General features: G+C 70.3%; 21 protein-coding genes, 1 tRNA gene and 1 pseudogene. 14 read left to right on the top strand and 9 right to left on the bottom strand.

Translation table 11 applies throughout. From position 1 onward, the window contains the following. Window positions 1-367: 367 nt before the first annotated feature. Together ACFU5K_RS20415 and ACFU5K_RS20410 are read left to right on the top strand one after the other, a co-directional pair. A complete protein-coding gene (locus tag ACFU5K_RS20415) occupies window positions 368-1,792 on the top strand; it encodes a PP2C family protein-serine/threonine phosphatase (RefSeq protein ID WP_384063532.1) in 1,425 nt (474 codons plus the stop codon). Between the two features lie 98 nt (window positions 1,793-1,890). Next, on the top strand, window positions 1,891-3,354 hold the full coding sequence (locus ACFU5K_RS20410; RefSeq protein WP_384063529.1) for an aminopeptidase P family protein: 1,464 nt from the start codon (window positions 1,891-1,893) through the stop codon (window positions 3,352-3,354). 49 nt (window positions 3,355-3,403) lie between these two features. Here the strand turns inward: ACFU5K_RS20410 and ACFU5K_RS20405 are convergent, their stop codons facing one another. Beyond that, window positions 3,404-3,982, bottom strand: a complete 579-nt coding sequence (locus tag ACFU5K_RS20405; protein ID WP_384063527.1) for an ATP-binding protein — start codon at window positions 3,980-3,982, stop codon at window positions 3,404-3,406. Window positions 3,983-4,242: 260 nt separating this feature from the next. On the opposite strand from ACFU5K_RS20405, the gene ACFU5K_RS20400 reads away from it, so the two are divergent. From ACFU5K_RS20400 to ACFU5K_RS20360, 9 genes are all read left to right on the top strand, one after another. Then, on the top strand, window positions 4,243-5,052 hold the full coding sequence (locus ACFU5K_RS20400; RefSeq protein WP_384063524.1) for a hypothetical protein: 810 nt from the start codon (window positions 4,243-4,245) through the stop codon (window positions 5,050-5,052). 102 nt (window positions 5,053-5,154) lie between these two features. Continuing rightward, entirely contained in the window at window positions 5,155-5,898 is a 744-nt protein-coding gene (locus ACFU5K_RS20395) for a YcnI family protein (RefSeq protein WP_384063521.1), read from the top strand. 50 nt (window positions 5,899-5,948) lie between these two features. Further along, complete coding sequence (locus ACFU5K_RS20390) at window positions 5,949-6,605, top strand: SCO family protein (RefSeq protein WP_384063519.1); 657 nt, start codon at window positions 5,949-5,951, stop codon at window positions 6,603-6,605. Continuing rightward, a complete protein-coding gene (locus ACFU5K_RS20385; protein ID WP_384063516.1) occupies window positions 6,602-7,048 on the top strand; it encodes a copper chaperone PCu(A)C in 447 nt (148 codons plus the stop codon). The genes ACFU5K_RS20390 and ACFU5K_RS20385 overlap by 4 nt, the downstream gene beginning before the upstream one ends. A 14-nt stretch (window positions 7,049-7,062) precedes the next feature. Next, the gene (locus ACFU5K_RS20380) at window positions 7,063-9,123 is read left to right on the top strand and encodes a copper resistance CopC/CopD family protein (protein WP_384063513.1); all 2,061 of its coding nucleotides are present in this window, start codon (window positions 7,063-7,065) and stop codon (window positions 9,121-9,123) included. A gap of 5 nt (window positions 9,124-9,128) precedes the next feature. Beyond that, window positions 9,129-10,439: an iron uptake transporter deferrochelatase/peroxidase subunit gene (efeB, locus tag ACFU5K_RS20375; RefSeq protein ID WP_384063512.1), complete on the top strand. Its 1,311-nt coding sequence runs from the start codon at window positions 9,129-9,131 to the stop codon at window positions 10,437-10,439. Between the two features lie 32 nt (window positions 10,440-10,471). Next, window positions 10,472-11,407, top strand: coding sequence for a prephenate dehydratase (pheA, locus tag ACFU5K_RS20370; RefSeq protein WP_384063509.1), 936 nt, complete (start codon window positions 10,472-10,474; stop codon window positions 11,405-11,407). 631 nt (window positions 11,408-12,038) lie between these two features. Next, entirely contained in the window at window positions 12,039-13,316 is a 1,278-nt protein-coding gene (serS, locus tag ACFU5K_RS20365; RefSeq protein ID WP_384063507.1) for a serine--tRNA ligase, read from the top strand. Further along, window positions 13,313-14,128, top strand: a complete 816-nt coding sequence (locus ACFU5K_RS20360; RefSeq protein WP_384063505.1) for an HAD family hydrolase — start codon at window positions 13,313-13,315, stop codon at window positions 14,126-14,128. The genes serS and ACFU5K_RS20360 overlap by 4 nt, the downstream gene beginning before the upstream one ends. Before the next feature lie 49 nt (window positions 14,129-14,177). Here ACFU5K_RS20360 and ACFU5K_RS20355 read toward each other — a convergent pair. The 6 genes and pseudogenes from ACFU5K_RS20355 to ACFU5K_RS20330 form a co-directional block, all read right to left on the bottom strand. Then, window positions 14,178-14,263, bottom strand: a tRNA-Ser gene (locus tag ACFU5K_RS20355). A gap of 40 nt (window positions 14,264-14,303) precedes the next feature. Next, window positions 14,304-14,651, bottom strand: a pseudogene (locus tag ACFU5K_RS20350) (hypothetical protein); the annotation flags it as partial. Window positions 14,652-14,841: 190 nt separating this feature from the next. Further along, window positions 14,842-15,561: an ABC transporter permease subunit gene (locus ACFU5K_RS20345; RefSeq protein WP_384063503.1), complete on the bottom strand. Its 720-nt coding sequence runs from the start codon at window positions 15,559-15,561 to the stop codon at window positions 14,842-14,844. Window positions 15,562-15,591: 30 nt separating this feature from the next. Further along, window positions 15,592-16,503 carry an ABC transporter ATP-binding protein gene (locus ACFU5K_RS20340; protein ID WP_384063500.1) on the bottom strand — a complete coding sequence of 304 codons (912 nt, stop codon included), beginning with the start codon at window positions 16,501-16,503 and terminating at the stop codon, window positions 15,592-15,594. Continuing rightward, complete coding sequence (locus tag ACFU5K_RS20335) at window positions 16,500-17,408, bottom strand: ABC transporter permease (protein WP_384063497.1); 909 nt, start codon at window positions 17,406-17,408, stop codon at window positions 16,500-16,502. Before ACFU5K_RS20335 ends, ACFU5K_RS20340 begins: the two co-directional genes overlap by 4 nt. Then, on the bottom strand, window positions 17,398-18,411 hold the full coding sequence (locus tag ACFU5K_RS20330; RefSeq protein ID WP_384063595.1) for an ABC transporter ATP-binding protein: 1,014 nt from the start codon (window positions 18,409-18,411) through the stop codon (window positions 17,398-17,400). Before ACFU5K_RS20330 ends, ACFU5K_RS20335 begins: the two co-directional genes overlap by 11 nt. 259 nt (window positions 18,412-18,670) lie before the next feature. Between ACFU5K_RS20330 and ACFU5K_RS20325 the strand changes: the two genes are divergently transcribed. Together ACFU5K_RS20325 and ACFU5K_RS20320 are read left to right on the top strand one after the other, a co-directional pair. Next, window positions 18,671-20,452: an SDR family oxidoreductase gene (locus ACFU5K_RS20325; RefSeq protein WP_384063495.1), complete on the top strand. Its 1,782-nt coding sequence runs from the start codon at window positions 18,671-18,673 to the stop codon at window positions 20,450-20,452. Window positions 20,453-20,789: 337 nt separating this feature from the next. Continuing rightward, window positions 20,790-21,332, top strand: coding sequence for an RNA 2'-phosphotransferase (locus tag ACFU5K_RS20320; RefSeq protein WP_384063493.1), 543 nt, complete (start codon window positions 20,790-20,792; stop codon window positions 21,330-21,332). Window positions 21,333-21,558: 226 nt separating this feature from the next. Here the strand turns inward: ACFU5K_RS20320 and ACFU5K_RS20315 are convergent, their stop codons facing one another. Then, window positions 21,559-22,461: an LLM class flavin-dependent oxidoreductase gene (locus ACFU5K_RS20315; protein ID WP_384063491.1), complete on the bottom strand. Its 903-nt coding sequence runs from the start codon at window positions 22,459-22,461 to the stop codon at window positions 21,559-21,561. A 305-nt stretch (window positions 22,462-22,766) separates the two neighbouring features. On the opposite strand from ACFU5K_RS20315, the gene ACFU5K_RS20310 reads away from it, so the two are divergent. Further along, the gene (locus ACFU5K_RS20310; protein ID WP_384063488.1) at window positions 22,767-23,612 is read left to right on the top strand and encodes a Cof-type HAD-IIB family hydrolase; all 846 of its coding nucleotides are present in this window, start codon (window positions 22,767-22,769) and stop codon (window positions 23,610-23,612) included. A gap of 29 nt (window positions 23,613-23,641) precedes the next feature. Here ACFU5K_RS20310 and ACFU5K_RS20305 read toward each other — a convergent pair whose 3' ends face one another. Continuing rightward, window positions 23,642-25,348, bottom strand: a complete 1,707-nt coding sequence (locus tag ACFU5K_RS20305; RefSeq protein WP_384063485.1) for a GAF domain-containing protein — start codon at window positions 25,346-25,348, stop codon at window positions 23,642-23,644. Window positions 25,349-25,505: the final 157 nt, after the last annotated feature.

The following is a 25,505-nucleotide window of genomic DNA, read 5'->3' as shown; positions in this document are numbered from 1 at the left end:
CGTGCGCGTCGCGCGCCGTCCCTTGTGCTACCCCGCCACTCAGGGGTGGGCGGGCGGCCGTCACCGGTGAGGACGTCCGGGCTCGCTGTCGGGTTCCGGGGCGATCAGAACTGCCCCTGGCCATCCACCGTTACGTACCCAGCATGCCCGGGATGACGCTCCCTCCGGCACTTCACCCCGAGGGTTCCCGCTGTCGAGCACGCCCAGTCGATCGCAAACAGCCGCCCGGGGGTGCATTTTTTGGCCAGGTTGACAGACGTCACGGACACCATAAATACCGTGAGGACAATGCTGGACATGACCTTACTTGTGCGTGTAGATGTGAGGACGTGTACATGCGGATGCACTGATAGCGGCGCAGAACGACATGGGGGTTTGCGATGCTATTCGACAGAACGCACCGGTCGGAAAGCCGGCCGTCATGAGCGCCCCCCATCTGCCGAAAGTGGCTGGAATCGATCCCATGGTTCCCGTTTCAACGCACACTGACGCGCCGCTGAGAGAAGTACCCCCCACGCCGGGGCTGTTCCTTCAGGACCGCCTGGCCGGCTGGGTCTCCGATCTGACCACCCTGCACGAGCTCACCGAGCGGCTGGCCGGAACCGGCACCCTGGACCGCGCCCTGCCCGAACTGCTGGGCGCCGGAGCCGCCCTCGTCGGGGCCGGCCGGGGACTCCTCGTCCTCGAACCCGCCGACGGCGCCGGGCCCTCCCGCACCGTCGGACTCGGCCTCACCCACGCGGAAATCGGGCACATCGAGACCGTGCCCCGGTGCGCCACCCCCCACGGCCGATTCCTCGACGGCCTCACCGATACCGACAAGTCGCTGGCCAGCCCGGACATCCTCGGCGACACCGGCCTGGACCCCCGCTGCCGCGAGGTCGCCACCCGGCTCGGGTACGCCTCGAGTTACGCACTGCCCCTCGCCACCGATTCCGCCGGAAGACTCGGCGTGGCCGTCTACCTGTACGACGAGCCCGCCGAACCGCCTGAACGCCAGTGCCATCTCGCCGGCGTGTACGTCCGCTACGCGTCCGAGCACCTGGCCCGCCTGCTCGAACTGGAACGCTCCAGGGCGGTCGCGGCCGTCATCGCCGAGGAGCTCCTGCCCACCCGGCTGCCCCGCGTGCCCGGCGTCCGGCTGGCCGTGCGCCACCGCGCGGCCGACGGCGGAGGCGGTGACTGGTTCGACGCACTGCCCCTCCCGGACGACGCGCTCGGCCTGGCCGTCGGCTCGGTCGGAGGTTCGGGACCCACCGCCCGCGCCGCCGTCGGCCGGCTCCGGGCGGGTCTGCGCGCCTACGCCGTGATGGAGGGCGAGGACCCCGTCGCCGTGCTGTCCGACCTCGAACTCCTGCTGCGGCTCACCGAACCGGCCCGCGCGGCGACCGCCCTGTACGCGTACTGCGAACCCGAGCGGGGCACGGTCGTGTTCGCCGGCGCCGGGCACCGGCCTCCGCTCGTGATCGGCGACCGGCGCACCGAATTCGTGGAGACGACACTTTCCGCGCCCCTGGGCATGCTGTCCTGCTGGGAGGCGCCGAGTGTTGAGTTCACGCCCGCGCCGGGCGAGACCTTCCTGATCTACACCGACGGGCTGCTGCGCCGTGCCGGCGACTCCATGGACCGCGCGTTCGCACGGCTCTACGCGGCGGCGGCCGGGGTACCGAGGACCGCGCGTCAGGACCCCGGAGCCGTCGCCGACCACATCCTGCGGACCGTGCTGCCGGAGGACCACGGCGGGAACGACGCCGCCGAGGACGTCGTCGTGCTGGCGGCACGCTTCGACTGAGGGTCGCACCGGAGAAGTAACAGGTCCTCCGCGCCTGGGCCCCCTTCCGCACGCCCGTACGATGGGCAAGGCCCAGTGTCATACAAGGAGGACAAATCGTGTCTGAGGAGCTCACCCCGGAGACCCCGGAAACAGCGGAGACAGAGCCGATCAAGCAGCGGAAGAACGGCCTGTACCCGGGCATTTCCGACGAGCTCGCCGAGAACATGAAGTCCGGCTGGGCCGACACCGAGCTGCACGGCCTGGAGCCCATCGCCCAGGCCTCGCAGACCGCCAACCGCCGAGCCGCGCTCTCCGCGCGCTTCCCCGGTGAGCGTCTGGTGGTGGCCGCGGGCAACCTGAAGACCCGCTCCAACGACACCGAGTACGCCTTCCGGCCCTCCACCGAGTACGCCTACCTCACCGGCGACCGGACCCAGGACGGTGTCCTGGTGCTCGAGCCCACCGAGCACGGACACGAGGCCACGGTCTACCTGCTGCCCCGCTCCGACCGCGGGAACGGTGAGTTCTGGCTCAACGGCCAGGGCGAGCTGTGGGTCGGCCGCCGCCACTCCCTCAAGGAGGCCGAGCAGCTGCTGGGCGTCCCGGCGAAGGACGTCCGCGAACTCCCGGCCGCGCTGACCGAGGCCACCGGCCCGGTCCGTAACGTCCGGGGCCACGACGCCGGCATCGAGTCCGCCCTGACCGACAAGGTCACCGCGGAGCGCGACGAGGAACTGCGCGTCTTCCTCTCCGAGGCCCGTCTGGTCAAGGACGACTTCGAGGTGGCCGAGCTCCAGAAGGCCTGCGACGCCACCGCCCGCGGCTTCGAGGACGTCGTGAGGGTCCTCGACAAGGCAGAGGCCACGAGCGAGCGCTACATCGAGGGCACCTTCTTCCTGCGCGCCCGCGTCGACGGCAACGACATCGGCTACGGCTCGATCTGCGCCGCCGGTCCGCACGCCACCACACTGCACTGGGTCCGCAACGACGGCGCGGTCCGCTCCGGTGAGCTCCTGCTGCTCGACGCGGGCGTGGAGACGAACGAGCTCTACACCGCCGACGTGACGCGGACGCTGCCCATCAACGGCACCTTCTCGCCGTTGCAGCGGAAGATCTACGACGCGGTGTACGAGGCCCAGGAGGCCGGCATCGCGGCGGTGAAGCCCGGCGCCGCCTTCCGCGACTTCCACGACGCCGCGCAGCGGGTGCTCGCCGAGAAGCTGGTCGAGTGGGGTCTGCTCGGCGACCTGTCCGTGGAGAAGGTTCTGGAGCTGGGTCTGCAGCGCCGCTGGACGCTGCACGGCACCGGGCACATGCTCGGCATGGACGTCCATGACTGCGCCGCCGCGCGCACCGACTCGTACGTCAACGGGACCCTGGAGGCCGGGGTCTGCCTCACGGTCGAGCCGGGGCTGTACTTCCAGGCCGACGACCTGACCGTGCCCGAGGAGTACCGGGGCATCGGTGTCCGGATCGAGGACGACATCCTCGTCACCGAGGACGGCAACCGGAACCTGTCCGCGTCGCTGCCGCGCCGTGCCGACGAGGTCGAGGCGTGGATGGCCGGCCTCAAGGGCTGACACGGCGGGCGCGGATTCTCCGCGCCCCGCGCACCGGAGGGCGCGCCGCTCAGGACACCATGAGCAGCGCGCCCTCACGCCATTTCAGGATCTTGTCGAAACTCACCACCGCGCCCCGTCCCGGGCGGTTGCCGAAGTGGACGTGGTCGGCGAGCTCTTCGATCAGGCAGAGTCCCCGGCCGCTCTCCGCGGTCTCCGGTGGATGCCCCGCCGTGCACCCGTGCGACGGGTCGCGGGGCGGAAGGACAGCGGACTGCTGCTGGTCCGCGAAGTCCCTGGCGGACGGCTGTGCGGCGGCGCGAAGCGTGCGCCGGGAGGGGAATCCCGGCCCTGAGTCGACGACTTCGATACGGCATTTCTCGCCGTCCAGATAAGCGGTGACCCGGTACTGCCCGCAGGAGGGGCCGGGCTGCTCGTCCCCGGCGGGGCCCTGGCCGGCCCCATCGGGCTCCGCTCGTCCGCCGCCGTGCTCGACGGCGTTCGCGCAGGCCTCGCTGAGCGCGACGGAGAGGTCGTAGGAGATGTCCGGGTCCACCCCCGCGCTCTCCATGGTGCCGAGCAGAAAACGACGGGCGAGCGGAACGCTCGCAGCTTCGCGCCGCAGATGGAGTGACCACCACATGCTCATGCTCCAGCCTCCTGGCTGCGGCTCGACATACCGTTACGTATTGCCGGGGCGGGCGCTCCGTAAGCACAAATCCCCTGTGACAGCGCTCATTCGGCGGATGCGTATGTTCCGTGTACCGGTGTATGCCCGGCCGGCCCGAGGGCCGCGGAGCACCCGTGAACAGGGGCAACCCATCCCGATCACTCCCGGATGAGGACGGATGCCGACCTTCCGGACCTGCCGTACGGGAACCGGGGGCCGAGTGCGATGATGACCCGGCCATGTCTATCCCCGTCGCACGCGCCGGAGCCGGTATGCGGCTTCTGAGGACCGCGGTGTTCACCGCGGTCTGTGTCGTGCTCGCCGCGGCCGGGCATGGGATGGCCGCGGGCACGAGTGTCTCCGGGTGGCCTCTGGCAGCCGGTTTCACCGGGGTGTTCGCCGTGGCGGCCGCACTCGCCGGACGCGAGCGGACCCTCCTGTCGATCACCGCCGCTCTCGCGGCCGGCCAGGTCGCCCTCCACGTGCTCTTCGGACTGGGACGGCACGCACCGGACGCCGCGGCGTCGTCGGGGAACGACGCGTTGATCCACTTCGCCGCCGGGCTCGTGTGCGGGGAAGGACCTGCGCGGCTGAGCGCCGCTGAGGCCCACCGCATCGTGACGACCGCCGGGATCGACGCCTCGACCGTGGCCCAGGGGCACGCGCACCTGGCGTCCGGGACCGCGGTGGACCCGGCCTCCATGGCGTCGATGACGGCCGGGCTGCCCAGCCTGCCGATGTTCCTGGGGCATCTGCTCGCCGCACTGGCCACTGGCTGGCTGCTGCGGCGCGGCGAGGTCGCGCTCTTCCGGCTGGCCAGGATCTCGGCCAGGGGCGGCCGTCAGCTCGCGGCCGGAGCTCGGCTCGGAGCGCTGCGGGCGGCCATGGCGCTCGTCCGCGCCCTGCGCGCAGGGCTCCCGGGACGGCTCGCGACGGCCCCCCGCTTCCCCCGTACCGCCGTGGACGCGCATGTGCCCGCCACCGGGGACCCTCTGCAGCACATGGTGATCAGGCGCGGGCCGCCGCCCGTATACGTACGCGCCGCCTGACGCGACCTCCTCCGCCGGACCCGGTGAAGAGGTGGTCGTGATGCCGTCGTGCCTCCGCGCGCCGGACCACCTTTCCTCTTGTCCTGTGGAGTGATCCCTGCCATGAACGTTTCCCGCATCGCCATCGCCGGCGGCGTCGCCGCGTCCGCCGTCGTGCTGCTCGCCGGTCCCGCCTCCGCGCACGTCAGCGTGCAGCCGCAGGGCCCGGCCGCCAAGGGCGGCTACGCCACCGTCAACTTCAAGGTTCCCAACGAGCGTGACGACGCCTCGACCGTGAAGCTCGAGGTCAACTTCCCGACGGACCACCCCCTCGCGTCGGTCAGCCCGCAGCCGGTGGCCGGCTGGAAGATCGACGTCACCAAGAGCAAGCTGGCCAAGCCGCTCGACGTCCACGGCAAGAAGATCAACGAAGCCGTCTCCAAGGTCACCTGGACCGCTGAGGGCGACGGCATCAAGGCGGGCTTCTTCCAGCAGTTCCCGCTCTCCGTCGGGCAGCTTCCCGAGGACGCCGACCAGCTGGTCTTCAAGGCGCTCCAGACGTACAGCAACAAGGAAGTCGTCCGCTGGATCGAGGAGCCCGCCGAGGGCGGCGAGGAGCCGGCGAACCCCGCTCCCGTCCTCGCGCTGACCGCCCCGGCGGAGGATGCCCACGGTGCCGCCGCCGACGACAAGGCCGACGACAAGGCCGATCACGCCGAGAAGGCGGGGAAGGCGACGGCGGCCACCGAGAGCGCGTCCTCGTCGAACAGCGACAGCACCGCCCGGGCCCTCGGCATCGTGGGCATCGTCGTCGGCGTCGCGGGTGTGGCGTTCGGCCTCCTCGCGGGCCGTCGCCGCAGCGCCTGACCCCGCCCCGCAGGGACCACCACTCGCACGACAGACCAGGGATCAGCTCCATGCACAGCAAGAAGACGGTGCTGGCCGCGGCGTTCGCCGCCGTGGCCGCACTGACCCTGTCGGCCTGCGGCAGCAGCGAGGGCTCGGCGGACAAGTCCGTCGCCGACGTCTCCGCCCAGCCCGCGTCCAAGCCCGGGACCGTGCTCGACCAGCCGTTCACCAAGCCCGACCTCGTTCTCACCGACACGCACGGCAAGAAGTACGACCTGCGCGAACGGACGAAGGGCAAGCCGACCCTCATCTACTTCGGCTACACCAACTGCCCCGACGTCTGCCCGCTGACCATGAGCAACATCGCGCTCGCCAAGCGCACCCTGCCCAAGGCCCAGCAGGACGAACTCCAGGTCGTCTTCGTCACGACCGACCCCGAACGGGACACCCCGGCCTCCCTGGGCAGCTGGCTCAGGGCCCAGGACCCCGACTTCACCGGCCTCACCGGCGACTTCCCGACCATCCAGGCGGGAGCACGGCAGATCGGCATCGGCATCGACCCGCCGAAGAAGGAGAAGGACGGCACGGTCGTCTCCATGCACGGCGCCCAGGTCATCGCGTTCTCCCCCAAGACCGACCAGGGCTACGTGCTCTACGGCGAGGACACCACGGCCGAGGACTACGAGAAGGACCTGCCGAAGCTCGTCGAGGGGGCGACCCCGTGAGGTGGCGTACCGCCGTCGCGGGGACGCTGACCCTCGCCACCGGACTGGCCCTGACGGCGTGTTCCTCGGACGGTCCCCCGCGGCTGGAGGTGACCGGGGCGTTCATGCCGCAGCCCGTCAGCGACATGGCGGCCGGTTTCCTTCTCGTGAAGAACAGCGGTGGGGCCACCGACCGGCTCACCTCGGTGACCAGCACGCTCTCCGACCACGTCTCCATCCACGAGACGCAGAACCGGACGATGCGGATGGTCTCGTCGTTCGAGGTGCCCGCCAACGGCGAGCTCGACCTCGAACGCGGCGGCAACCACATCATGTTCACGGACCTCAAGCAGCGGCCCAAGAAGGGCGAGACGGTCTCCGTGGAACTGCACTTCGAGAAGGCCGACCCCATCAAGGTCGACATTCCCGTGAAGGAGACCACCTACAACCCGAAGAAGCAGTGAGGTCCTGACACCCCATGACAGACACCGCCCCGCACTTCGGGCCCTCCCCGGCACGACGGCCGCTCGCCGCGGTCTCGCTCCTCGCCGCGCTGATCAGCCTGCTGTTCGGCCTGGTCCTGGCCGGCGCGAGCCCCGCGTCCGCGCATGCCGCTCTCACCGGAAGCGACCCGCAGGACGGGGCGGTGGTCGTCACCGCCCCGGAGGAGGTCACCCTCACCTTCTCCGAACAGATCGCCATGGGCGACGACTCGATCCGGGTCCTGGACCCGAAAGGCAAGCGCGCCGACAAAGGCGCACCGCGTGATCTGACGGCCGGTGGTGCGGTGCGCTACGGCGTCGAGCTCCACAGCGGTCTGCCCGACGGCACGTACACCGTGGCCTGGCAAGCCGTCTCCGCGGACAGCCATCCGGTCTCCGGAGCCTTCACCTTCTCCGTCGGCGCCCCGTCGGAAACCACCGTGGCGCTGCCCTCCTCGGGCGCCGGCGGCGGCCTCGTGGGGGCGCTCTACGGCATCGCGCGCTACGCCGCGTACGCCGGGTTCATCCTGCTCGCGGGCGGCTGTGCCTTCGTGCTCGCGTGCTGGCAGCGCGGCGCGGCGTCCCAGCCTCTGCAACGGCTCGTCGTACGCGGCTGGATCACGCTCACCGCCTCCACGCTGGCCATGCTGCTCCTGCGCAGCCCGTACACCGGTTCAGGCAAGCTCTCGGACGCCTTCGACCTCGGCGGGCTGCAGGCGGTGCTGGACACCAAGCCGGGGGCCGCGCTGGTCTCCCGGCTGCTGCTCCTGGGTGCCTCCGCCCTGTTCATCGCCGTCCTCTTCGGGGCGTACGCCAAGCGCGAGGACGAGAAGGAGAAGCAGGACCTCACCTTCGGACTCGCTGTCGGCGGCGCGGTCATCGCGGCGGGCATCGCCGGTACGTGGGCTCTGGCCGAGCACGCTTCGACGGGCGTCCAGCCCGGTATCGCCATGCCGGTCGACGTGCTCCACCTGCTGGCCGTGGCCGGGTGGCTGGGCGGTCTCGCCGCGCTCCTGGTCGCCCTGTACAAGGTGCCGGACATCACGGGCGACGCCGTACGGCGGTTCTCCCGCATGGCGTTGGGCAGCGTGGTCGTCCTTGCCGCCACCGGGCTCTACCAGTCCTGGCGGCAGGTCGGTTCCTGGTCCGCGCTGACCGGCACCCGGTACGGGCAACTCCTGCTCCTGAAGGTGGCGCTCGTCGCCGTACTCGTGGGGGTCGCGTGGATCTCGCGGCGGTGGACGGCGCGGCTGACCGCGGGCGCCGCATCCGGCGACCTGGCTCCGGCGGCCGCCGGGAGCCCGTCGGCCGGTGCGGACGGGCCGGCTGCTCCGGGGACCACAGAATCCGCCGGCTCCACCGCGTCCGACGGCTCCTCGAAGCCCGCGGCCCGCCCGACCACTTCGGATGCGGTGCTCGCCACGGTCGCTCCGGCCGACGTGTCCGCGGGGAACGGAGCGACCGAGGACGACGTCGATCCGGAGCGTGCGGCCCAGCTCTCCCGGCAGCGCGCCGCTCTGACCGCGACGAAGGAGAAACGCGCCCGCGACGCCGACCCGGAACGCTCCGGGCTGCGCCGCTCCGTGCTGGTGGAAACCGGTATCGCGGTGGTGCTGCTCGTCGTGACGACGATCCTCACGTCCACCGAACCCGGCCGTACCGAGGAGGAGGCCGCCCGCGGCAGCACCACGGCGGCGGCCACACCGGTGACCGGCGGACAGGTGACCGTGAGTCTGCCCTTCGACACCGGCGGCCGGGGCGGGAAGGGCACCGTGCGCATGGACATATCACCGGGCGGCACCGGCTCCAACAACGTGCACCTCTGGCTCGAGGGGCCCGGCAACAGCCCCATGGACGTACCCGAGGTGAAGCTCGCCTTCACCCTGGAGTCCAAGGACATCGGCCCCCTCCCGGTGGTCCCCGACCGCCTCACCGAGGGGCACTGGACGGCCGGCGACGTACAGATCCCGATGGCAGGCAACTGGAAGGTCTCGGTCACGGTGCGTACGTCGGACATCGACCAGACGACCGTCGACAAGAACGTGAAGATCGGTTGAGCAGGGTGAGCACGAAGAAGGACAACCCCAGGGCCGGCCGTACCGCGGACGTCCGCGGCGACGGACCCGGTGGCACAGGAGCCATCTCCCGGCGCCGGCTGATCGGCGGCGCGGGAGCGACAGGTGCGGCCGGCCTGGTCCTCGGAGCGGCAGGCGGCGTGGGCGGCTACGCCGCGACCCGCGATGACGAGCCGACGGCCCTGACCACGGTCGGCTCGACCGAGGCGGTGTTTCACGGGAAACATCAAGCGGGGATCACCACTCCGCTTCAGGCCCGCGGGCACCTGATCGCGTTCGATCTCGCTCCGGGCTCGGGGCGCACGGAGGCCGCCGCCCTGATGCGCCGCTGGTCGGCCGTTGCCGCTCGGCTGATGACCGGAGAGCCGGCGAACGGCGCCACCGGACACGACACGGGGGTCGCGCTGGACGCCGGGCCCTCCTCCCTGACGGTCACCTTCGGCTTCGGGCGCACCTTCTTCGACCGCACCGGCCTGACCGGCCGCAGGCCGCCGGTCCTGGAACCACTGCCCGCCTTCTCCTCCGACCACCTCGACGCGAAACGGTCCGACGGCGACCTGTGGGTGCAGATCGGTGCCGACGACGCGCTGGTCGCGTTCCACGCGCTGCGCGCGCTCCAGAAGGAGGCAGGAACGGCCGCCCGCGTGCGCTGGCAGATGAACGGCTTCAACCGCTCACCGGGAGCCACCCGGGCGCCGATGACCGCACGCAACCTGATGGGCCAGGTGGACGGCACGAACAACCCGAAGCCGGCGCAGAGCGACTTTAACGAACGGATCTTCGTGCCGTCGGGCGGTCCGTCGGCGCACGCCTGGATGGCGGGTGGTTCGTACGTCGTCGTACGGCGGATCCGGATGCTCCTCGACGACTGGGAGGAGCTGACGGTGCAACGTCAGGAGCAGGTCATCGGGCGCCGCAAGGCCGACGGTGCTCCACTCAGCGGTGGCTCGGAGACCACGGCGATGGACCTGGACAAGGCGGGGCCGGACGGCGAGCTGCTCGTGCCGGGCAACGCCCATGCACGGATCTCCTCACCCGAGAAGAACGGAGGCGCCGCGATGCTGCGCCGGCCGTTCTCGTACCACGACGGCGTCTCGGACGACGGGACCCTGGACGCGGGGCTGCTGTTCGTCTGCTGGCAGGCCGACCCGTTCAAGGGGTTCATCCCGGTGCAGCGCAAGCTCGACCGGGGGGACGCGCTCTCGCCGTTCATCCGGCACGAGGCCAGCGGTCTCTTCGCCGTCCCCGGAGGTGCCACGTCCGGGGAGTACGTGGGGCAGCGGCTGCTGGAGGCGTGAGGCGCAGGGCGTGGGCCCACTAGGGTGACCGCATGTCAGCGACGCGTTACGCCTACCTGGGCCCCGAAGGCACGTTCACCGAGGTCGCCCTCCGCACGCTGCCCGAGGCCGCCACCCGGGAACTCGCACCCATGGTCTCGGTACCGGCGGCACTGGACGCGGTGCGCAGCGGAGAGGCGGCGGCTGCTCTCGTCCCCATCGAGAACTCCGTCGAGGGCGGTATCAGCGCGACGCTCGACGAGCTGACCACGGGCTCCCCGCTGATGATCTACCGCGAGGTCCTCCTCTCCATCACGTTCGCGCTGCTCGTACGTCCCGGGACGAAGCTGTCGGACGTCAAGACCGTCACGGCCCACCCGGCCGCGCAGCCCCAGGTACGCAACTGGATGGCCGCCCGTCTGCCCAATGCGGTGTGGGAGTCGGCGGCCTCGAACGCCGACGGCGCCCGGCTGGTCCAGGAGGGGCGCTACGACGCCGCCTTCGCGGGCGAGTTCGCCGCGGCGACCTACGGACTCGAACCTCTGGTGACGGAGATCCACGACGCGGAGAACGCGCAGACCCGCTTCGTGCTGGTCGGACGCCCGGCCAGGCCGTCCGCGCCGACGGGGGCGGACAAGACCTCCGTGGTCATCTGGCTCGGGGACGACCACCCGGGCGCCCTGCTCGAACTGCTCCAGGAGTTCGCCGTGCGTGGGGTCAACCTGATGCTGATCCAGTCCCGGCCCACCGGGGAGGGCATCGGGAACTACTGCTTCGCGGTGGACGCCGAGGGGCACATCGCGGACCGCCGGGTCGGCGAAGCCCTCATGGGGCTGAAGCGCATCTGCCCCAACGTACGTTTCCTGGGGTCCTATCCGCGGGCCGGGGTCACGCCCCAGGAGATCGGCTCCCTGCGGGCCGGGACGTCGGACACGGACTTCACCGAGGCGTCGGACTGGCTGGCACGCACCCAGGACGGCAGAGCCTGAGGGCTGGGGGCGCACCACCGATCCGGTCGTCCCGTGGACCGCTGCCCGAAGACCACCGGTTGGCTGTGGATGCCGCCGGCCCTGTTCACCGGCTCCGCCGCACACAGAGTTATCCACAGGGTGCCCCTGCCGCCTGGGGACAAGTCGACACCACAATGCGACATGGTCGACAAATCACCTCGGGAGACCTAGATCACCCATGGAGTCACACCGCGCCCGTGTCAGCTCAATTCCCTTGATCAACACATTGGAACGAGGAATACCCACCCGAATGAGTGCAGGGACCGGGTTTAAGGCGCGAATCCTTGCCCTTCATGGGGCTTTCGGAACGATCTCTTCCAGTGTCCACAGATCTTCTTCACAGCCTGTGGATAACTAATTGGATCACCGGGAACCTGTGGACAAGCGATCGCGGACGAGACCCTCAACTTCCGCCGCACGCAACGTCGATGCGGCACACCGTGGGGCGGATATTCCCTTTTCAGGTCAATGGAGGCCATTCACCGACGGGCCCCACCCGCGTCGGCGCCCGCGATTGCCCCAGGATTTCCGATTCCGGCAATTCGGGCAAAGCGCCGCGCGCGGTGATATCGGTTCGAGCAGTGGATCCCCGCACCGGTAGCCTTGAGGGGTGATTGACCTTCGCCTGCTCCGTGAGGACCCCGACCGTGTTCGCGCCTCCCAGCGCGCCCGTGGAGAGGACGTCGCGCTCGTCGACGCCCTGCTCTCCGCCGACGAGCTGCGCAGGTCGTCCGGCGTCCGCTTCGACGAACTCCGCTCCGAGCAGAAGTCGCTCGGCAAGCTGATCCCCAAGGCCACCCCCGAGGAGCGTGCCGAGCTCCTGAAGAAGGCCGATCAGCTCAAGTCCGAGGTCAAGGCCGCGGACGCCGCGCAGGACGAGGCGGACGCCGAGGCCAAGCGGCTGCTCCTGCTCCTCGGCAACATCGTCCACGAGGACGTGCCGGTCGGCGGCGAGGAGGACTTCGTCGTCCTGGAGACGCACGGCACGATCCGTGACTTCGGCGCGGAGGGCTTCGAGCCCAGGGACCACCTGGAGCTCGGCGAGGCCCTGGGCGCCATCGACATGGAGCGCGGCGCCAAGGTCTCCGGGTCACGCTTCTACTACCTGACCGGCATCGGCGCGCTGCTCGAACTCGCCCTGGTCAACGCCGCGATCGCCCAGGCCACCGAGGCCGGCTTCGTACCCATGCTGACGCCTGCGCTGGTGCGCCCGCGCGCCATGGAGGGCACCGGCTTCCTCGGCCAGGCCGCGGAGAACGTGTACCACCTGGAGAAGGACGACTACTACCTGGTCGGCACCTCCGAGGTCCCCCTCGCGGCGTACCACATGGACGAGATCATCGACGCCGACAAGCTGCCCCTGCGGTACGCCGGCTACTCGCCGTGCTTCCGCCGTGAGGCGGGCACGTACGGCAAGGACACCCGCGGCATCTTCCGCGTCCACCAGTTCGACAAGGTGGAGATGTTCTCGTACGTCGACCCCGCGGACGCCGAGGCCGAGCACCTCCGGCTTCTCGACTGGGAGAAGCAGTGGCTCACCGGCCTCGAGCTGCCGTTCCAGGTGATCGACGTCGCGACCGGCGACCTGGGCGCCTCGGCCTCCCGGAAGTTCGACTGCGAGGCGTGGATCCCGACGCAGGGCAAGTACCGCGAGCTGACCTCCGCGTCGAACTGCGACGGATTCCAGGCCCGCCGGCTCTCCGTACGCATGCGTGAGGGCAAGAAGGTCCAGCCGCTGTCGACGCTGAACGGCACGCTCTGCGCCGTGCCGCGCACGATCGTGGCGATCCTGGAGAACCACCAGCTGCCCGACGGCTCGGTGCGGGTGCCCGAGCTTCTCAGGCCGTACCTGGGCGGGCGCGAGCTGCTGGAGCCGGTCTCCAAGTGACGTTCCCCTACAAGCTCGTCGCGACCGATCTCGACGGCACCCTGTTGCGTGAGGACCACACGGTCTCCGAACGCACCCGGGAGGCGCTGGCCGCGGCCACCGCGGCCGGCGCGGCGCACATCGTCGTCACCGGCCGCGCGGTGCCGTGGACCCGCCACATCCTGGACGACCTGGGTTACGACGGGCTCGCGGTGTGCGGTCAGGGCGCGCAGGTCTACCACGCGGGAGAGCGCAAGCTGCTGACCTCCCTCACGCTCGACCGGCAGCTCGCCGGACTCGCGCTGTCCAAGATCGAGGCGGAGGTCGGTCCGCTGGCGCTGGCGGCCAGCCGTGACGGGCTCGAGGGCGAGGTTCTGGTCGGACCGGGATTCCGGGCGCAGGAGGGGCCGGTCCCCGCCCTCTACATGAAGGACCCGGCCGAGATGTGGACGGCTCCGCTGAGCAAGATCTACCTGCAGCATCCCGAGCTCGACGACGACGCGCTCGCCGAGGCAGCGCGCCAGGCCGTCGGCAGCCTGGTGAACATCGTCATGGCGGGCCCCGGTGTGGTGGAGATCCTGCCCCTGGGGCTGAGCAAGGCGACCGGTCTCTCACTGGCCGCCCGCCGGCTGGGGCTCAAGGCGGCGGACACGCTGGCGTTCGGTGACATGCCGAACGACATCCCGATGTTCGGCTGGGCCCGGCACGGAGTCGCCATGGCCAACGCGCACGACGAACTGAAGGCCGTGGCGCACGAGATCACCGCGTCGAACGAGCAGGACGGCATCGCGGTCGTGCTGGAGGAACTGCTGCGCACAGCCCCGCGCGCCTGAGAGCTGTCGGGACCGGCGCAGGCCCGCGCGACGCCGGTCCCGGATGCTGCGGAGGATACGCGGATCGAACGCGCTCGGGGGCGTGCCCCGACGACGGCTCAGCACGCCGCCGCCTTACCACTCGGCCAACCCTCCGGGAGGTGGCCGCGCGACGCGCGTGAAGGGCCACCCAGGGCGTGCGATCGAGCTTGCGGTCGAGGGAGTCGAGCCGCTGGGACATGCGCCCCAGCACGGGGCCGAGCTCCTGGAGCACGGTGCCCACGCCGACCAGGCAGCCCTCGATGCGGGTGATGCGCCGGTCGAGGGACACGTACGACGCCCTGAGGTCCTCCTCGGCGTCGAGCAGGTGGATCCGGGCGCTGCGCGCGCTGTCGCTGTCGCTGTCACTGTCGCGAAGGAGCATGGCGACGTTGAGGACCGTCCTGCGGGTGTAGAGCCTGAGCTGCGTGGGCGCCTGTGGATAACTCTCCCCCTGCTCACCGGCCCATAGGGACATCAGGTCCCTACGGAAGATGCGCAGCTCGATGGCCGGTCGGCGGGCGCTGCCTCACCGACGCCGGCATTCCCCTGATTCACGAATGCTCGACGCCACGGATTCCAGTTGCCTCCACGCACCTCGCACAACGAGCGCGCGGGCGTACGGACACGCCGTCCGCCCGCCGTACACGGAACAACCCCCGCCCACCGGACGGGGGTTGCACGCAAACCGGTTCTCACTCCTCGCCGGCGAGCTTCAGCGCCCGGAGCTTCTGTCCCGCGTACCACGTCGCGACGACCGTGACACCGACCAGCAGCACGGTCGCGAGCGGCAGGCCGACGTCCGAGGTGACCAGCCCGTCACCGGCGACCTTCTCGGCGACCGAGAGGGACCACTGCTGCACACTGAGCGTCCGCGCGCCCGGCACGAGACTGCCGAAGAGCGCTTCCCACACCAGCGCGTACACGAGACCGAAGACGACCGCGTGCCTGCTCACCGTGCCGAGCAGCAGGAACAGCGCGCTGTACGCGATCGAGGCCACCAGGGCCGCGATCGTGTAGGCCACGGCGATCTGTCCGCCGTTGCCGTTGAGGATGAGGCCCGCGATCAGCGTGGGCAGGGCCGAGAACAGCATCGTCACGCCGATGGCCACGATGAGCTTGGTGAAGATGATCGTCGGCCGCTTCACCGGCTTGGCCAGCAGGTAGACGATGGAGCCGTCGTCGATCTCCGGGCCGATGGCTCCGGTCCCCGCGATGACACCGATCAGCGGCACCATCGTGGCGATGGCGAAGCCGCCCAGCACCCCGGAGGCCACGCCGTCGTCGGCTCCGGCGAACGCCCGCACCGCCACGGCGATGACCACGAGGAGGACGGGCAGGACGAACAGGATGGCTGCCCGGCGCCGGCCGAGCAGGGCCCGGTAGGTGAGCCGGGCGACTGTGGGGTCGTACATGACGCTTCACAGCTCCTTTCAGGCCACTACTCAGGCCGCTACGAGATAGGAAAAGACCGATTCGAGGGACTCGTCGGACGGGGAGACGGTCAGCAGCCGGATGCCGTGCTCGCGCGCGACCTTGGGAAGCAGCGTCGTGAAGCGGCCGAAGTCGACCGCCTGGATGCGCAGGGCCCGCTCCGTGACGTCGACCTCGATACCGGCTGTCGAGGGGTCCGCGATGAGCGCCGCGGCGAGCGCCCGGTCGTCGCTGGACCGGACGAGATAGCGGTGCGGCCGGTCCGTCATCAGCCGGCGGATCTTGCGGAAGTCGCCGGAAGCGGCGTGCCGGCCCGCGACGACCACCTCGATGTGCGAGGCGAGCTGCTCGACCTCCTCGAGGATGTGCGAGGAGAAGAGGACCGTACGGCCCTCCGCGCCCATCCGGCGCAACAGCTCCATCAGCTGCATCCTCTGACGCGGGTCCATGCCGTTGAACGGCTCGTCCAGCAGGAGCACCGAAGGGGCGTGGACCAGGGCGGACGCCATCTTGACGCGCTGGCGCATCCCCTTGCTGTACGTCGAGATCTTCCGGTCCTGCGCGTACTCCATCTCGACGGTGGCCAGCGCCTTCGCGGCGGCCGCGTCGCCCAGTCCGTGCAGCTCCGCGTTGGCGACGACGAACTCACGGCCGGTGAGGAAGTCGTACATCCCCTCCCGCTCCGGCACGATCCCGATCGCCTTGTAGACCGCCTCGTTGCGCCAGATCTGCTTTCCGTCGAGCGTCACCTTGCCCGTCGACGGCGCGAGGAACCCGGCCATCATGTTGATCAGCGTGGACTTGCCGGCCCCGTTGGGGCCGAGCAGCCCGGTGACACCTGGGCCCACGGTCATGCTGACGTCGTTGACGGCGACCACGTTGCCGAACCAGCGCGATGTGTGGTCGATCTCGATGGTGGTCACAGCCCGACCCTCCGGTAACGGCGCATGAGTACGGCGTACGAGCCGGCGACGAGCGCGAGGACAACGATCAGATAGACCACGCCTGCGGCGGCTCCGGGTCCGTCGCCGCCGGGAAAGGCGGAGGTGGCGCCGAGGAACGCCGTCTGCACACCGCCGATCAGCGTGATGGGCGAGAACAGCCCCAGCCAGGTGATGGCATCGGGGGAGCCCGTCTCCCAGGCGATCGCCTGGACCGTGGAGACCGCGCCGAAGGTGATGGTCAGGACCGCGATCACCGCGGCGACCCCGAAGCCCCTGCGGGGTGTGAGTGCGGCGACGACCAGACCAAGCCCGGCGAACAGCACGGAGAGCAGCGCCACGGAGACCAGCCCCTGCCCGAAGCCCTTGGTCTGGTCGGCGAAGTCGAACTTCGCGAGCAGCGAGCCCGCGTAGAGGATGACGAGGGGCAGCCCGGTCAGGATCAGCAGGGCGGACGCCATGGCCGCGAGCTTCGCGAGGACGTAGTCGACGCGCTCGATCGGGCGCGAGAAGTACAGCGGCACGCTCTTGAAGCGAAGGTCCCGGGACACGGACTGGGGTGCCTGGGAGGCCAGGAAGAGTCCGATCACGGCCTGCAGGTAGATCGCGAAGTCCGTGTACTTGATGGGGAGCTTCGTCATGTTGGGCGTGGCGATCGCGACCGCCACGAGGATCAGCGCCACCAGACACATCACCCCGCACAGGAGCATCGGCAGCACCTTGGACTTGGCCGACCTGCCGAGTCCGAACGAGCCCCGCAGGGACTGCGAGTAGAGGGAACGGCGGGCGTACGCCCGGCCCAGCCGGACACCGTCGTAGGAGCGGTATCCGATGTTGTGGATGCGGGAGGTGTCGCTCCCGGCCATGGTTCCGGTCTCAGTGCTCATCGCGACCGCTCCCCTTCTGCTGTCCGGCGCCGGCCGCCGCTGCCGGGACCGCCAGGGGCGTCTCCCCGGCGCGGAAGACCTCGGCGATGCGGTGGCGCCGCTGTTCCATGCGGATGAGTCCGAGGCCGAGGCCGGCGACACTGTCGCGGACCAGGTCGTAGGTCTCCTCGCCCGTGGCCTCCACCAGGAGGATGTGTCCCGCTCCCGGCAGCCCCTCGGCGTCGAGACCGTCATGGCCGACGAGCCTGATGCCGGCCCCGGTGAGTGCCCGGCGAAGCGCGTCCGTGCCGTCGGGGTGGTCGTCGCTGTCGGTGACCTCGACGGCCAGCGTCGTGGTGGTCTGTGTGAAGTCGCTGGTCGAGCTGGACCGCAACAGCGCCCCGCCGTCGATGACGACGACGTGGTCGCAGGTCCGCTCCAGCTCCCCCAGGAGATGCGACGTGACCAGCACCGAGATGCCGAAGTCGGTGTGGACCCGGCGGATGAGGCCGAGCATCTCGTCCCGGCCGACGGGGTCCAGGCCGTTGGTCGGCTCGTCGAGCAGGACCAGCTTCGGGTCGTGCACCAGGGCCTGGGCCAGCTTGACCCGCTGCTTCATGCCGGTCGAGTACCCGCCGATAGGCCGGTACCGCTCCTCGTACAGCCCGACGTGCCGCAGCGTGTCCGCGGTGCGCTCACGCGCGGCGGTCGGCGGCAGCCCCGACATCCGCGCCATGTGGACGACGAACTCGGTGGCCGAGACGTCGGGCGGCAGGCAGTCGTGCTCGGGCATGTAGCCGACCCGTTCCCGGATCGCGGCGCCTTGGGTGGCGACGTCGAGACCGAGCACCGCGGCCCGGCCCTCGGTGGCGGGGGACAGGCCCAGCAGGATCTTGATCAGTGTGGACTTGCCGGCCCCGTTGGAACCCACCAGGCCGGTCACGCCCGGTCCGATGTCCAAGGAGAGCCGGTCAAGCGCGGTCACCCTCGGGAACCGCTTGCTCAGGCTTTCGGTTGCGATCACAGTCACGTCTCCGAACGTAGTGGCGCGCGCCACAGGAGTCGTCAGACCTGACGGCTGAATCCACGTCCGACTCCAGGCGTACGGACCCGTAGGGGGACCCCATGAAGGAGGACGCCCGCACCCGGGCCGACCGCATCTCACCGAGGTCCTGTTTTCCACAGGTCCTGGGCATCCCTTGACGCGATCACCCGTCGGTTGCCACATTCGGTGTCACGTTACGGACGCGTACCGCGACGTCGGCACGGAACGAGGAGGCGGCGTGGATCTGCGGGGCGCGCGCGAGCGCTGGGTGCGTACGGGTGGAATCGAGCTGTGCGTCGTCGAGTTGGGCGATGCGGAACGGCCGACGATCGTGCTCGTGCACGGCTATCCGGACAGCAAGGAGGTCTGGTCCGAGGTCGCCGCACGACTCGCCGAGCACTGGCACGTCGTGCTGTACGACGTGCGCGGCCACGGCAGGTCGACGGCGCCGAGGCCGCTGCGGGGAGGCTTCACGCTGGAGAAGCTGACCGACGACTTCCTGGCCGTCGTGGACGCGGTGAGCCCCGCCCGACCGGTCCATGTCGTCGGGCACGACTGGGGCTCCGTCCAGTCGTGGGAGTTCGCGACGGTCGAGCGGACCAAGGGCCGCATCGCCTCGTTCACGTCCCTCTCCGGCCCGTCCCTGGATCACTTCGGACACTGGATCAAGCAGCGGGTCGCGCGCCCCAGCCCGCGCAGGATCGGGCAGCTGCTCGGCCAGGGGGCGAAGTCCTGGTACGTGTACGCCCTGCACACACCGGCCCTGCCCGAACTCGCGTGGCGCGGACCGCTCGGCCGGCAGTGGCCTCGCATCCTCCGGCGGATGGAGAAGGTGCCGGCGGACGGTTATCCGACTGCCTCCCTCCCGCAGGACGCCGCGCATGGGGCCTGGCTCTACCGCGACAACATCCGCACCCGCCTGCGCCACCCTCGCGCCGACGCATACGCGCATGTGCCGGTCCAGCTGATCACGCCGACCGGGGACGCCTTCCTCTCGCCGGTGCTCTACGACGAACTCGATGCCTGGGTACCGGATCTGGTGCGCCGCACCGTGTCCGCCAAGCACTGGGTGCCGCGCACCCGGCCCGATCAGCTGTGCACCTGGATCAGCGACTTCGTGACGGCCGGAGAGGCGGCGGATCCGGCCCGGACCGCCCCGTCCGCCGTTACGGACACCGTGGCAACCGGTCGTCATGCCGACCGTTTCGGCGGGCAGTTGGTCCTGGTCACCGGGGCGGCGGGCGGTATCGGACGCGCGACGGCACTGTCGTTCGCCGAGGCGGGTGCACGAGTGGTGATCGTCGACCGCGATGCGGATGGCGCCGCCCGAACTGCCGCGACCGCGCTGCTGATCGGCGCTCCCGAAGCCTGGGCCGAGGTGGTCGACGTCGGTGACGAGCAGGCGATGGAAAAGCTCGCCGAGAAGGTCGCCGCCGTGTACGGGATCGTCGACGTGCTGGTGAACAACGCGGGTGTGGGGCTGGCTGGTTCCTTCCTGGAGACGACGAGCGAGGACTGGCGCAGGGTTCTCGACATCAACCTCTGGGGGGTCATCCACGGCTGCCGGTTCTTCGGCCAGCGGATGGCCGACCGCGGCCAGGGCGGCCACATCGTCAACATCGCCTCCGCGGCGGCCTATCAGCCGTCACGCATGCTTCCCGCCTACAGCACGTCGAAGGCCGCTGTTCTGATGCTCAGCGAGTGCCTGCGTGCTGAACTCGCCGGGAGGTCCATCGGTGTCAGCGCCATCTGCCCAGGCTTCGTCAACACCGGCATCACGGCGACGGCACACTTCGCCGGAGCGGATGAAGTGGAGGAGGATCGACTCCGCGAGCGGACCGGGAAGCTCTATGCCCGTCGCAACTACCCGGCGGAGAAGGTGGCTCACGCAGTCCTGAACGCCGTCGTGCACAACCGCGCCGTGGTCCCGGTGACCCCCGAGGCCCGAGGCACACGGCTGCTCTCCAGGATCAGCCCCCGGGTGCTGCGCGGGGTGGCGCGGCTGAATCCGCCCTTGTGAGGCTGTTCTGTGTTGCTCGTACAGCTAGCCATCTGCCCTGCCAGGCCGTCCGTTTATCACTGTCCGGCGTAACTCACCTTGTGCCCGACGCGTTTCGTGAACGGCGTTTTCCAGGAGGGGGCTTGGAGTGCCTACTCAGAACCTTCTGCACATGTGCCCCTTCGAATAGCATAGTTGATCAAATACCCCATAACGAGCTCCCCTTGTCCACAGGAACGCCAAAAAGCCTGTGGATAAGGCAAGTTGGCTGTGGATCAAACCCGTCCACTTGGATGAATGTGAAAACGTCGAGTGAAATCCAGATGCGGCGTGGGACGCGGAACGGCACTCTGACGGGATGGACGAACGCCGCACCGTCAAGGTGTCCAAGTACCTGTCCAAGCATCTGCGGCATCAGCCGGACCGGATCGGAATCAGTCTCGATCCTCAAGGCTGGGTAGCCGTGGACGAGCTGCTGAAGGCCTGCGCACGGCACGGGTTCACCATCACTCGTGAGGAGCTCGACCACGTCGTCGCGGTGAACGACAAGAAACGCTTCATGGTGGCCGGCGCCCTCATCAGGGCGAACCAGGGCCACACCGTCACGGTCGATCTCGGTCTGCCGCCCGCCGAACCGCCCGCGTACCTCTATCACGGCACCGTCGCCCGAGCGCTCGACGCCATTCGCGCGGAAGGACTGCGCCCCATGGCCCGTCACCACGTCCACCTCTCGCCGGACCGGGCGACGGCGGTGCGTGTCGGGGCGAGGCGCGGTGTGCCGGTCGTACTGGCGGTGGACGCCGGAGCCATGCACCGGGCCGGTCACGTCTTCCACGTCAGCGCCAACGGGGTCTGGCTCACCGACGGCGTGCCGCCGGACTTCCTGCGCCTGCGCGACTGACGCCGCACGGTCTCCCGCGGACCGGCACACGGGCCCGCCAGGAGCCCGGTGGCATATCCAGCCGCGGACACCCGGCAGGGCCTCCCGCACGCCGAGTCCGGTACGCGACGGCCGACCGCGCGGACTCCCGTGTGACGCCGCGGCAACTTGCCTGGCGGAAGGCCTGACTACGATCTCAGCGATGTGGCCGCTGGACCTTTGCTGCGGGCCCCGTGCGATGCGCCCGTCACGTGAGTTGCTTCAGCGCCTGGGTGGCGATGCGCTCGAAGACGGACAGGTCCGCTGCGAAGTCCGAGTCGGGGATGGGCCAGTGGATCACGATCTCGGTGAAGCCGAGCTCCTGGTGGCGGCCGGCGAAGTCGGCGAAGGCGTCCACGGACTGCAGCGGCCCGTTCCGGTCCGGGGTGAAGCCGGTCAGCAGGATCTTGTCGAGCTCGGCCACGTCCCGGTCGATCTCCGCGCACGCCTTGCCGAGCCTGGCGACCTGACCCCGCAGGGCCTCCATCGACTGCGCCGGCGTCCCCTCCTCGTACAGCTTCGGGTCGCCGGTCGTCACCCATGCCTGCCCGTGCCGGGCGGCCAGTTTCAGGCCACGCGGCCCGGTCGCAGCCACCGCGAACGGCAGGCGGGGCCGCTGTACACAGCCGGGAATGTTCCGGGCCTCGTCCGCCGAGTAGAAGGCCCCCTCATGTGTGACGGAGTCCTCGGTCAGCAGCCGGTCGAGCAGCGGCACGAACTCGCCGAACCGGTCCGCCCGCTCCTTCGGCGTCCACGGCTTCTGCCCCAGGGCCGTCGCGTCGAAGCCGTTGCCGCCTGCCCCGATGCCGAGCGTGATCCGGCCACCGGAGATGTCGTCCAGCGAGGTCAGCTCCTTGGCAAGGGTCACAGGATGCCTGAAATTGGGTGACGTAACGAGGGTGCCCAGGCGCAGGCGGTCCGTGGCCGTGGCCGCGGCGGCGAGCGTGGGCAGAGCGCCGAACCAAGGACCGTCGCGGAAGCTGCGCCAGGAGAGGTGGTCGTAGGTGTACGCGGCGTGGAAGCCGAGTTCTTCGGCGCGCTGCCACTTGGCGCGGCCTCCCTCGTGCCAACGGTCGACGGGAAGGATCACGGTGCTCAGGCGCAGGCTCATGCCAATGAGCCTATGCCGCACCCAGTCCTCGACTCGTCCCGGGCGGGGGCGGTCGGGGTCTGCACGATCCGGCCCCGGTCGACGCCTGGTTCGCCGGCGTGTTCGTGCAGCCGGCACAGGGCGGCGCAGGCGTCCTCGACCGGCGTCGGGAACGGATGCACCGGTGCGGCCGCCCTTCTGCAACTGGCGCCGGTGGTCCTTCTCTCTTGCATATGCCCATGGCATGTTTCGCAGCTCAGGGGCTCGCGTACTCAGATGTGCGACCCTGCGCACGCCCGTGCGGCTTCGTACGGGAGAATGGCCACGTGACCTCAGCTACCGATTACCCGCTGCCCGCCGTGACCCGGCTGATCGCCACCGACCTGGACGGCACACTGCTGCGTGACGACAAGACCCTGTCGGCCCGTACGGTCGCCGCCCTGGCGGCAGCCGAAGCGGCGGGGATCGAGGTCTTCTTCGTCACCGGCCGGCCCGCCCGCTGGATGGACGTGGTCAGTGCCCACGTCCAGGGACATGGCATGGCCATCTGCGCGAACGGTGCCGCCGTCGCCGACCTGCACGACGACGGCCGCCTGATCGAGGTCCACCCGCTGGAGCGGCCGGTCGCCCTGGAGGTGGTCCGCATCCTGCGCGAGGCGGCCCCAGGTGTCTCGTTCGCCGTCGAACTGACCACCGGCATCCACTACGAGCCGGCCTACCCGCCCTTCCACATGGACCCGGGCGCCACGGTCGCCGTCGCGGAGAAGCTCCTGCATGAGGACGCGCCGGGCGCGGGCAAGCCGGTGCTGAAGGTCCTCGCCCACCACCCCGAGCTCGCCCCTGACGCCTTCCTTCTGCTGGCCCGGGAGGCCGCGGGGGACCGTGCGTCGTTCACGCGGTCAAGCCCCACCGCCCTGCTGGAGGTGAGCGGCCTCGGCGTGTCCAAGGCCAACACCCTCGCGGCCTGCTGTGCGGAACGCGGCATCGCCGCGGACGAGGTGGTCGCGTTCGGGGACATGCCGAACGACGTGGAGATGCTCGGCTGGGCCGGCACCTCCTTCGCCATGGGCAACGCGCACCCGGCCGCACGTGCGGCCGCGACCGGTGTGACGCTGACCAACGACGAGGACGGGGTGGCGGTCGTCATCGAGCGGATCCTCAGCACCCGCTGACGGGCGGGCCGCCCGCAGCACTCGCTCCTTCAGAGCGGAACCTGCCAGATCACCGTCGTGCCACCGCCGGCTTCTCCCGGCCCGGCCTCGAACCAGCTCGCACCGCCCAGTGACTCCGCGCGCCTGGCGAGGTTACGCAGGCCGCTGCGGCGTCCGCCCTCGGGGATGCCCACCCCGTCGTCGGCGACCGACAGCCGGACCGCGTCCTGGCCGTCCGGCAGCACGGCGGTCGCGTCCACGCTCACGTCGACGCGTGAGGCACGCGCGTGCCGGAAGGTGTTGGACAGCGCTTCCCGCAGGGCCGCGATCAGGTTCTTCCCCGCGAGCTCTCCCACAAGGGAGTCGACAGGGCCGAGGAACCGGTGCGTGGGCTTGAAGCCCAGCGGTACCGCCGCCATGTTGATCTCCCTAAGCACCCGCGTCCGCAATCCCGAGGGCGCTTCGGCCGCCTCCTGCTGCAGGGCGAAGACGGCGGTGCGGATCTCCTGGATGGTCACGTCCAGCTCGTCGACGGCCCGCCCGACGCCTTCGCGCACGGCGGGGACCCGGGAGCGGCGCTGTGCCCCCTCCAGCATGATCCCGGTGGCGAACAGTCGCTGGATGACCAGGTCGTGGAGGTCCCGGGCGATCCGGTCCCGGTCCTCGTACACCGCGAGCCTCTCCCGGTCCCGCTGCGCCTCCGCCAGCTTCAGCGCCAGTGCGGCCTGAGCGGCGAAATGGGTGGCCAGCGTCCGTTCCGTCTGCGAGAAGGCACGGCCTCCCCGGGCTCTCGGGACGGCGAGCGCGCCGAGCACCCGTCCACCGCTCCGCAAGGGAAGCAGCATCTGCGGGCCGAAGTGGTCGGCCAGGCTGGTGATCATGCGCGGGTCGGTGGCCGGATCGCTGATGATGACCTCCTCACCCCGCAGGAGAGCCGCCACCACCGGGCTGTGCGGGGGAATGATCACCCCGAGGGAGGCGGACGGCTTGTTCCCCGCGACCGCCGCGATCTCCAGGCCGCCGCCCTCGGCGGGGAGCAGGACGATGCCCGCCTCGGCATCGGCCAGATGGCGCGCCTGTTCGGCGACGACGGCGAGTGCCTCGTCGGCGTCCCCGCCGGAGAGCAGGGCCGTGGTGACCGCGACCGATCCGTCGATCCACCGCTCGCGCTGCCGGGCGGCTTCGTAGGTCCGTGCGTGGGCGATGGCGATCCCGGCCTCTGTGGCGAGCACACGCAGCATGTGCAGTTCGTCGTGGCCGAACGCGTCACCGTCCTCCTTCTCCATCACGTAGAGATTGCCGAAGATCCTGCCCTGCACCCGGATGGGGACCCCGAGGAACGTCCGCATCCTCGGGTGACCGGGCGGGAAGCCCACGAAGCGCGGGTCGGCCTCCAGATCCTCCAGCCGGATGGAGACCCCCTCCTGGATCAGCGCGCCCAGCAGCCCGGTGTGCCCGTCGGGGGGCCGCCCGACAGCCAGGGCCGTCTCCTCCGGCACCCCGTAGGTGATGAAGTCGCACAGGCTCTCGCCCGGCTTGTCGACGACTCCGACGGCCGCGTAGCGGGCGTGTGCGAGCTCAGCCGCGGTCTCGCAGATGCGCTCGAGGGTGGCGTGGAGTTCGAGACCGGTTCCCGCGGACCTGGTGGCCTCCAGCAGCTGCGGCACGCGCGCGGTCAGCTCGGCGGAGCGCTCTCGCGGGCTGCTGGGCGTCCGCTGCGACGCTTCGGTGGAGTCCTTCGGGTCCGGCTCGGGCATGACCCGAGCCTAATAAGCATCGAATAGTCCGGAAAGTCGGGCAGAGGAAAGGGCACGCGGTCCTAGTAGGGCTTTGTTAGATCCTGTGGTGTGGTTCGGGGGTTGGTGCGGGTTGGCCGCATATCGAGCAGGCGCCGGTCCAGGTGGCCAGGAGGGT

The organism is Streptomyces sp. NPDC057428 (assembly GCF_042803195.1).
Classification (GTDB): Bacteria; Actinomycetota; Actinomycetes; order Streptomycetales; family Streptomycetaceae; genus Streptomyces.
This window is presented reverse-complemented; position numbering and strand designations above follow the sequence as displayed.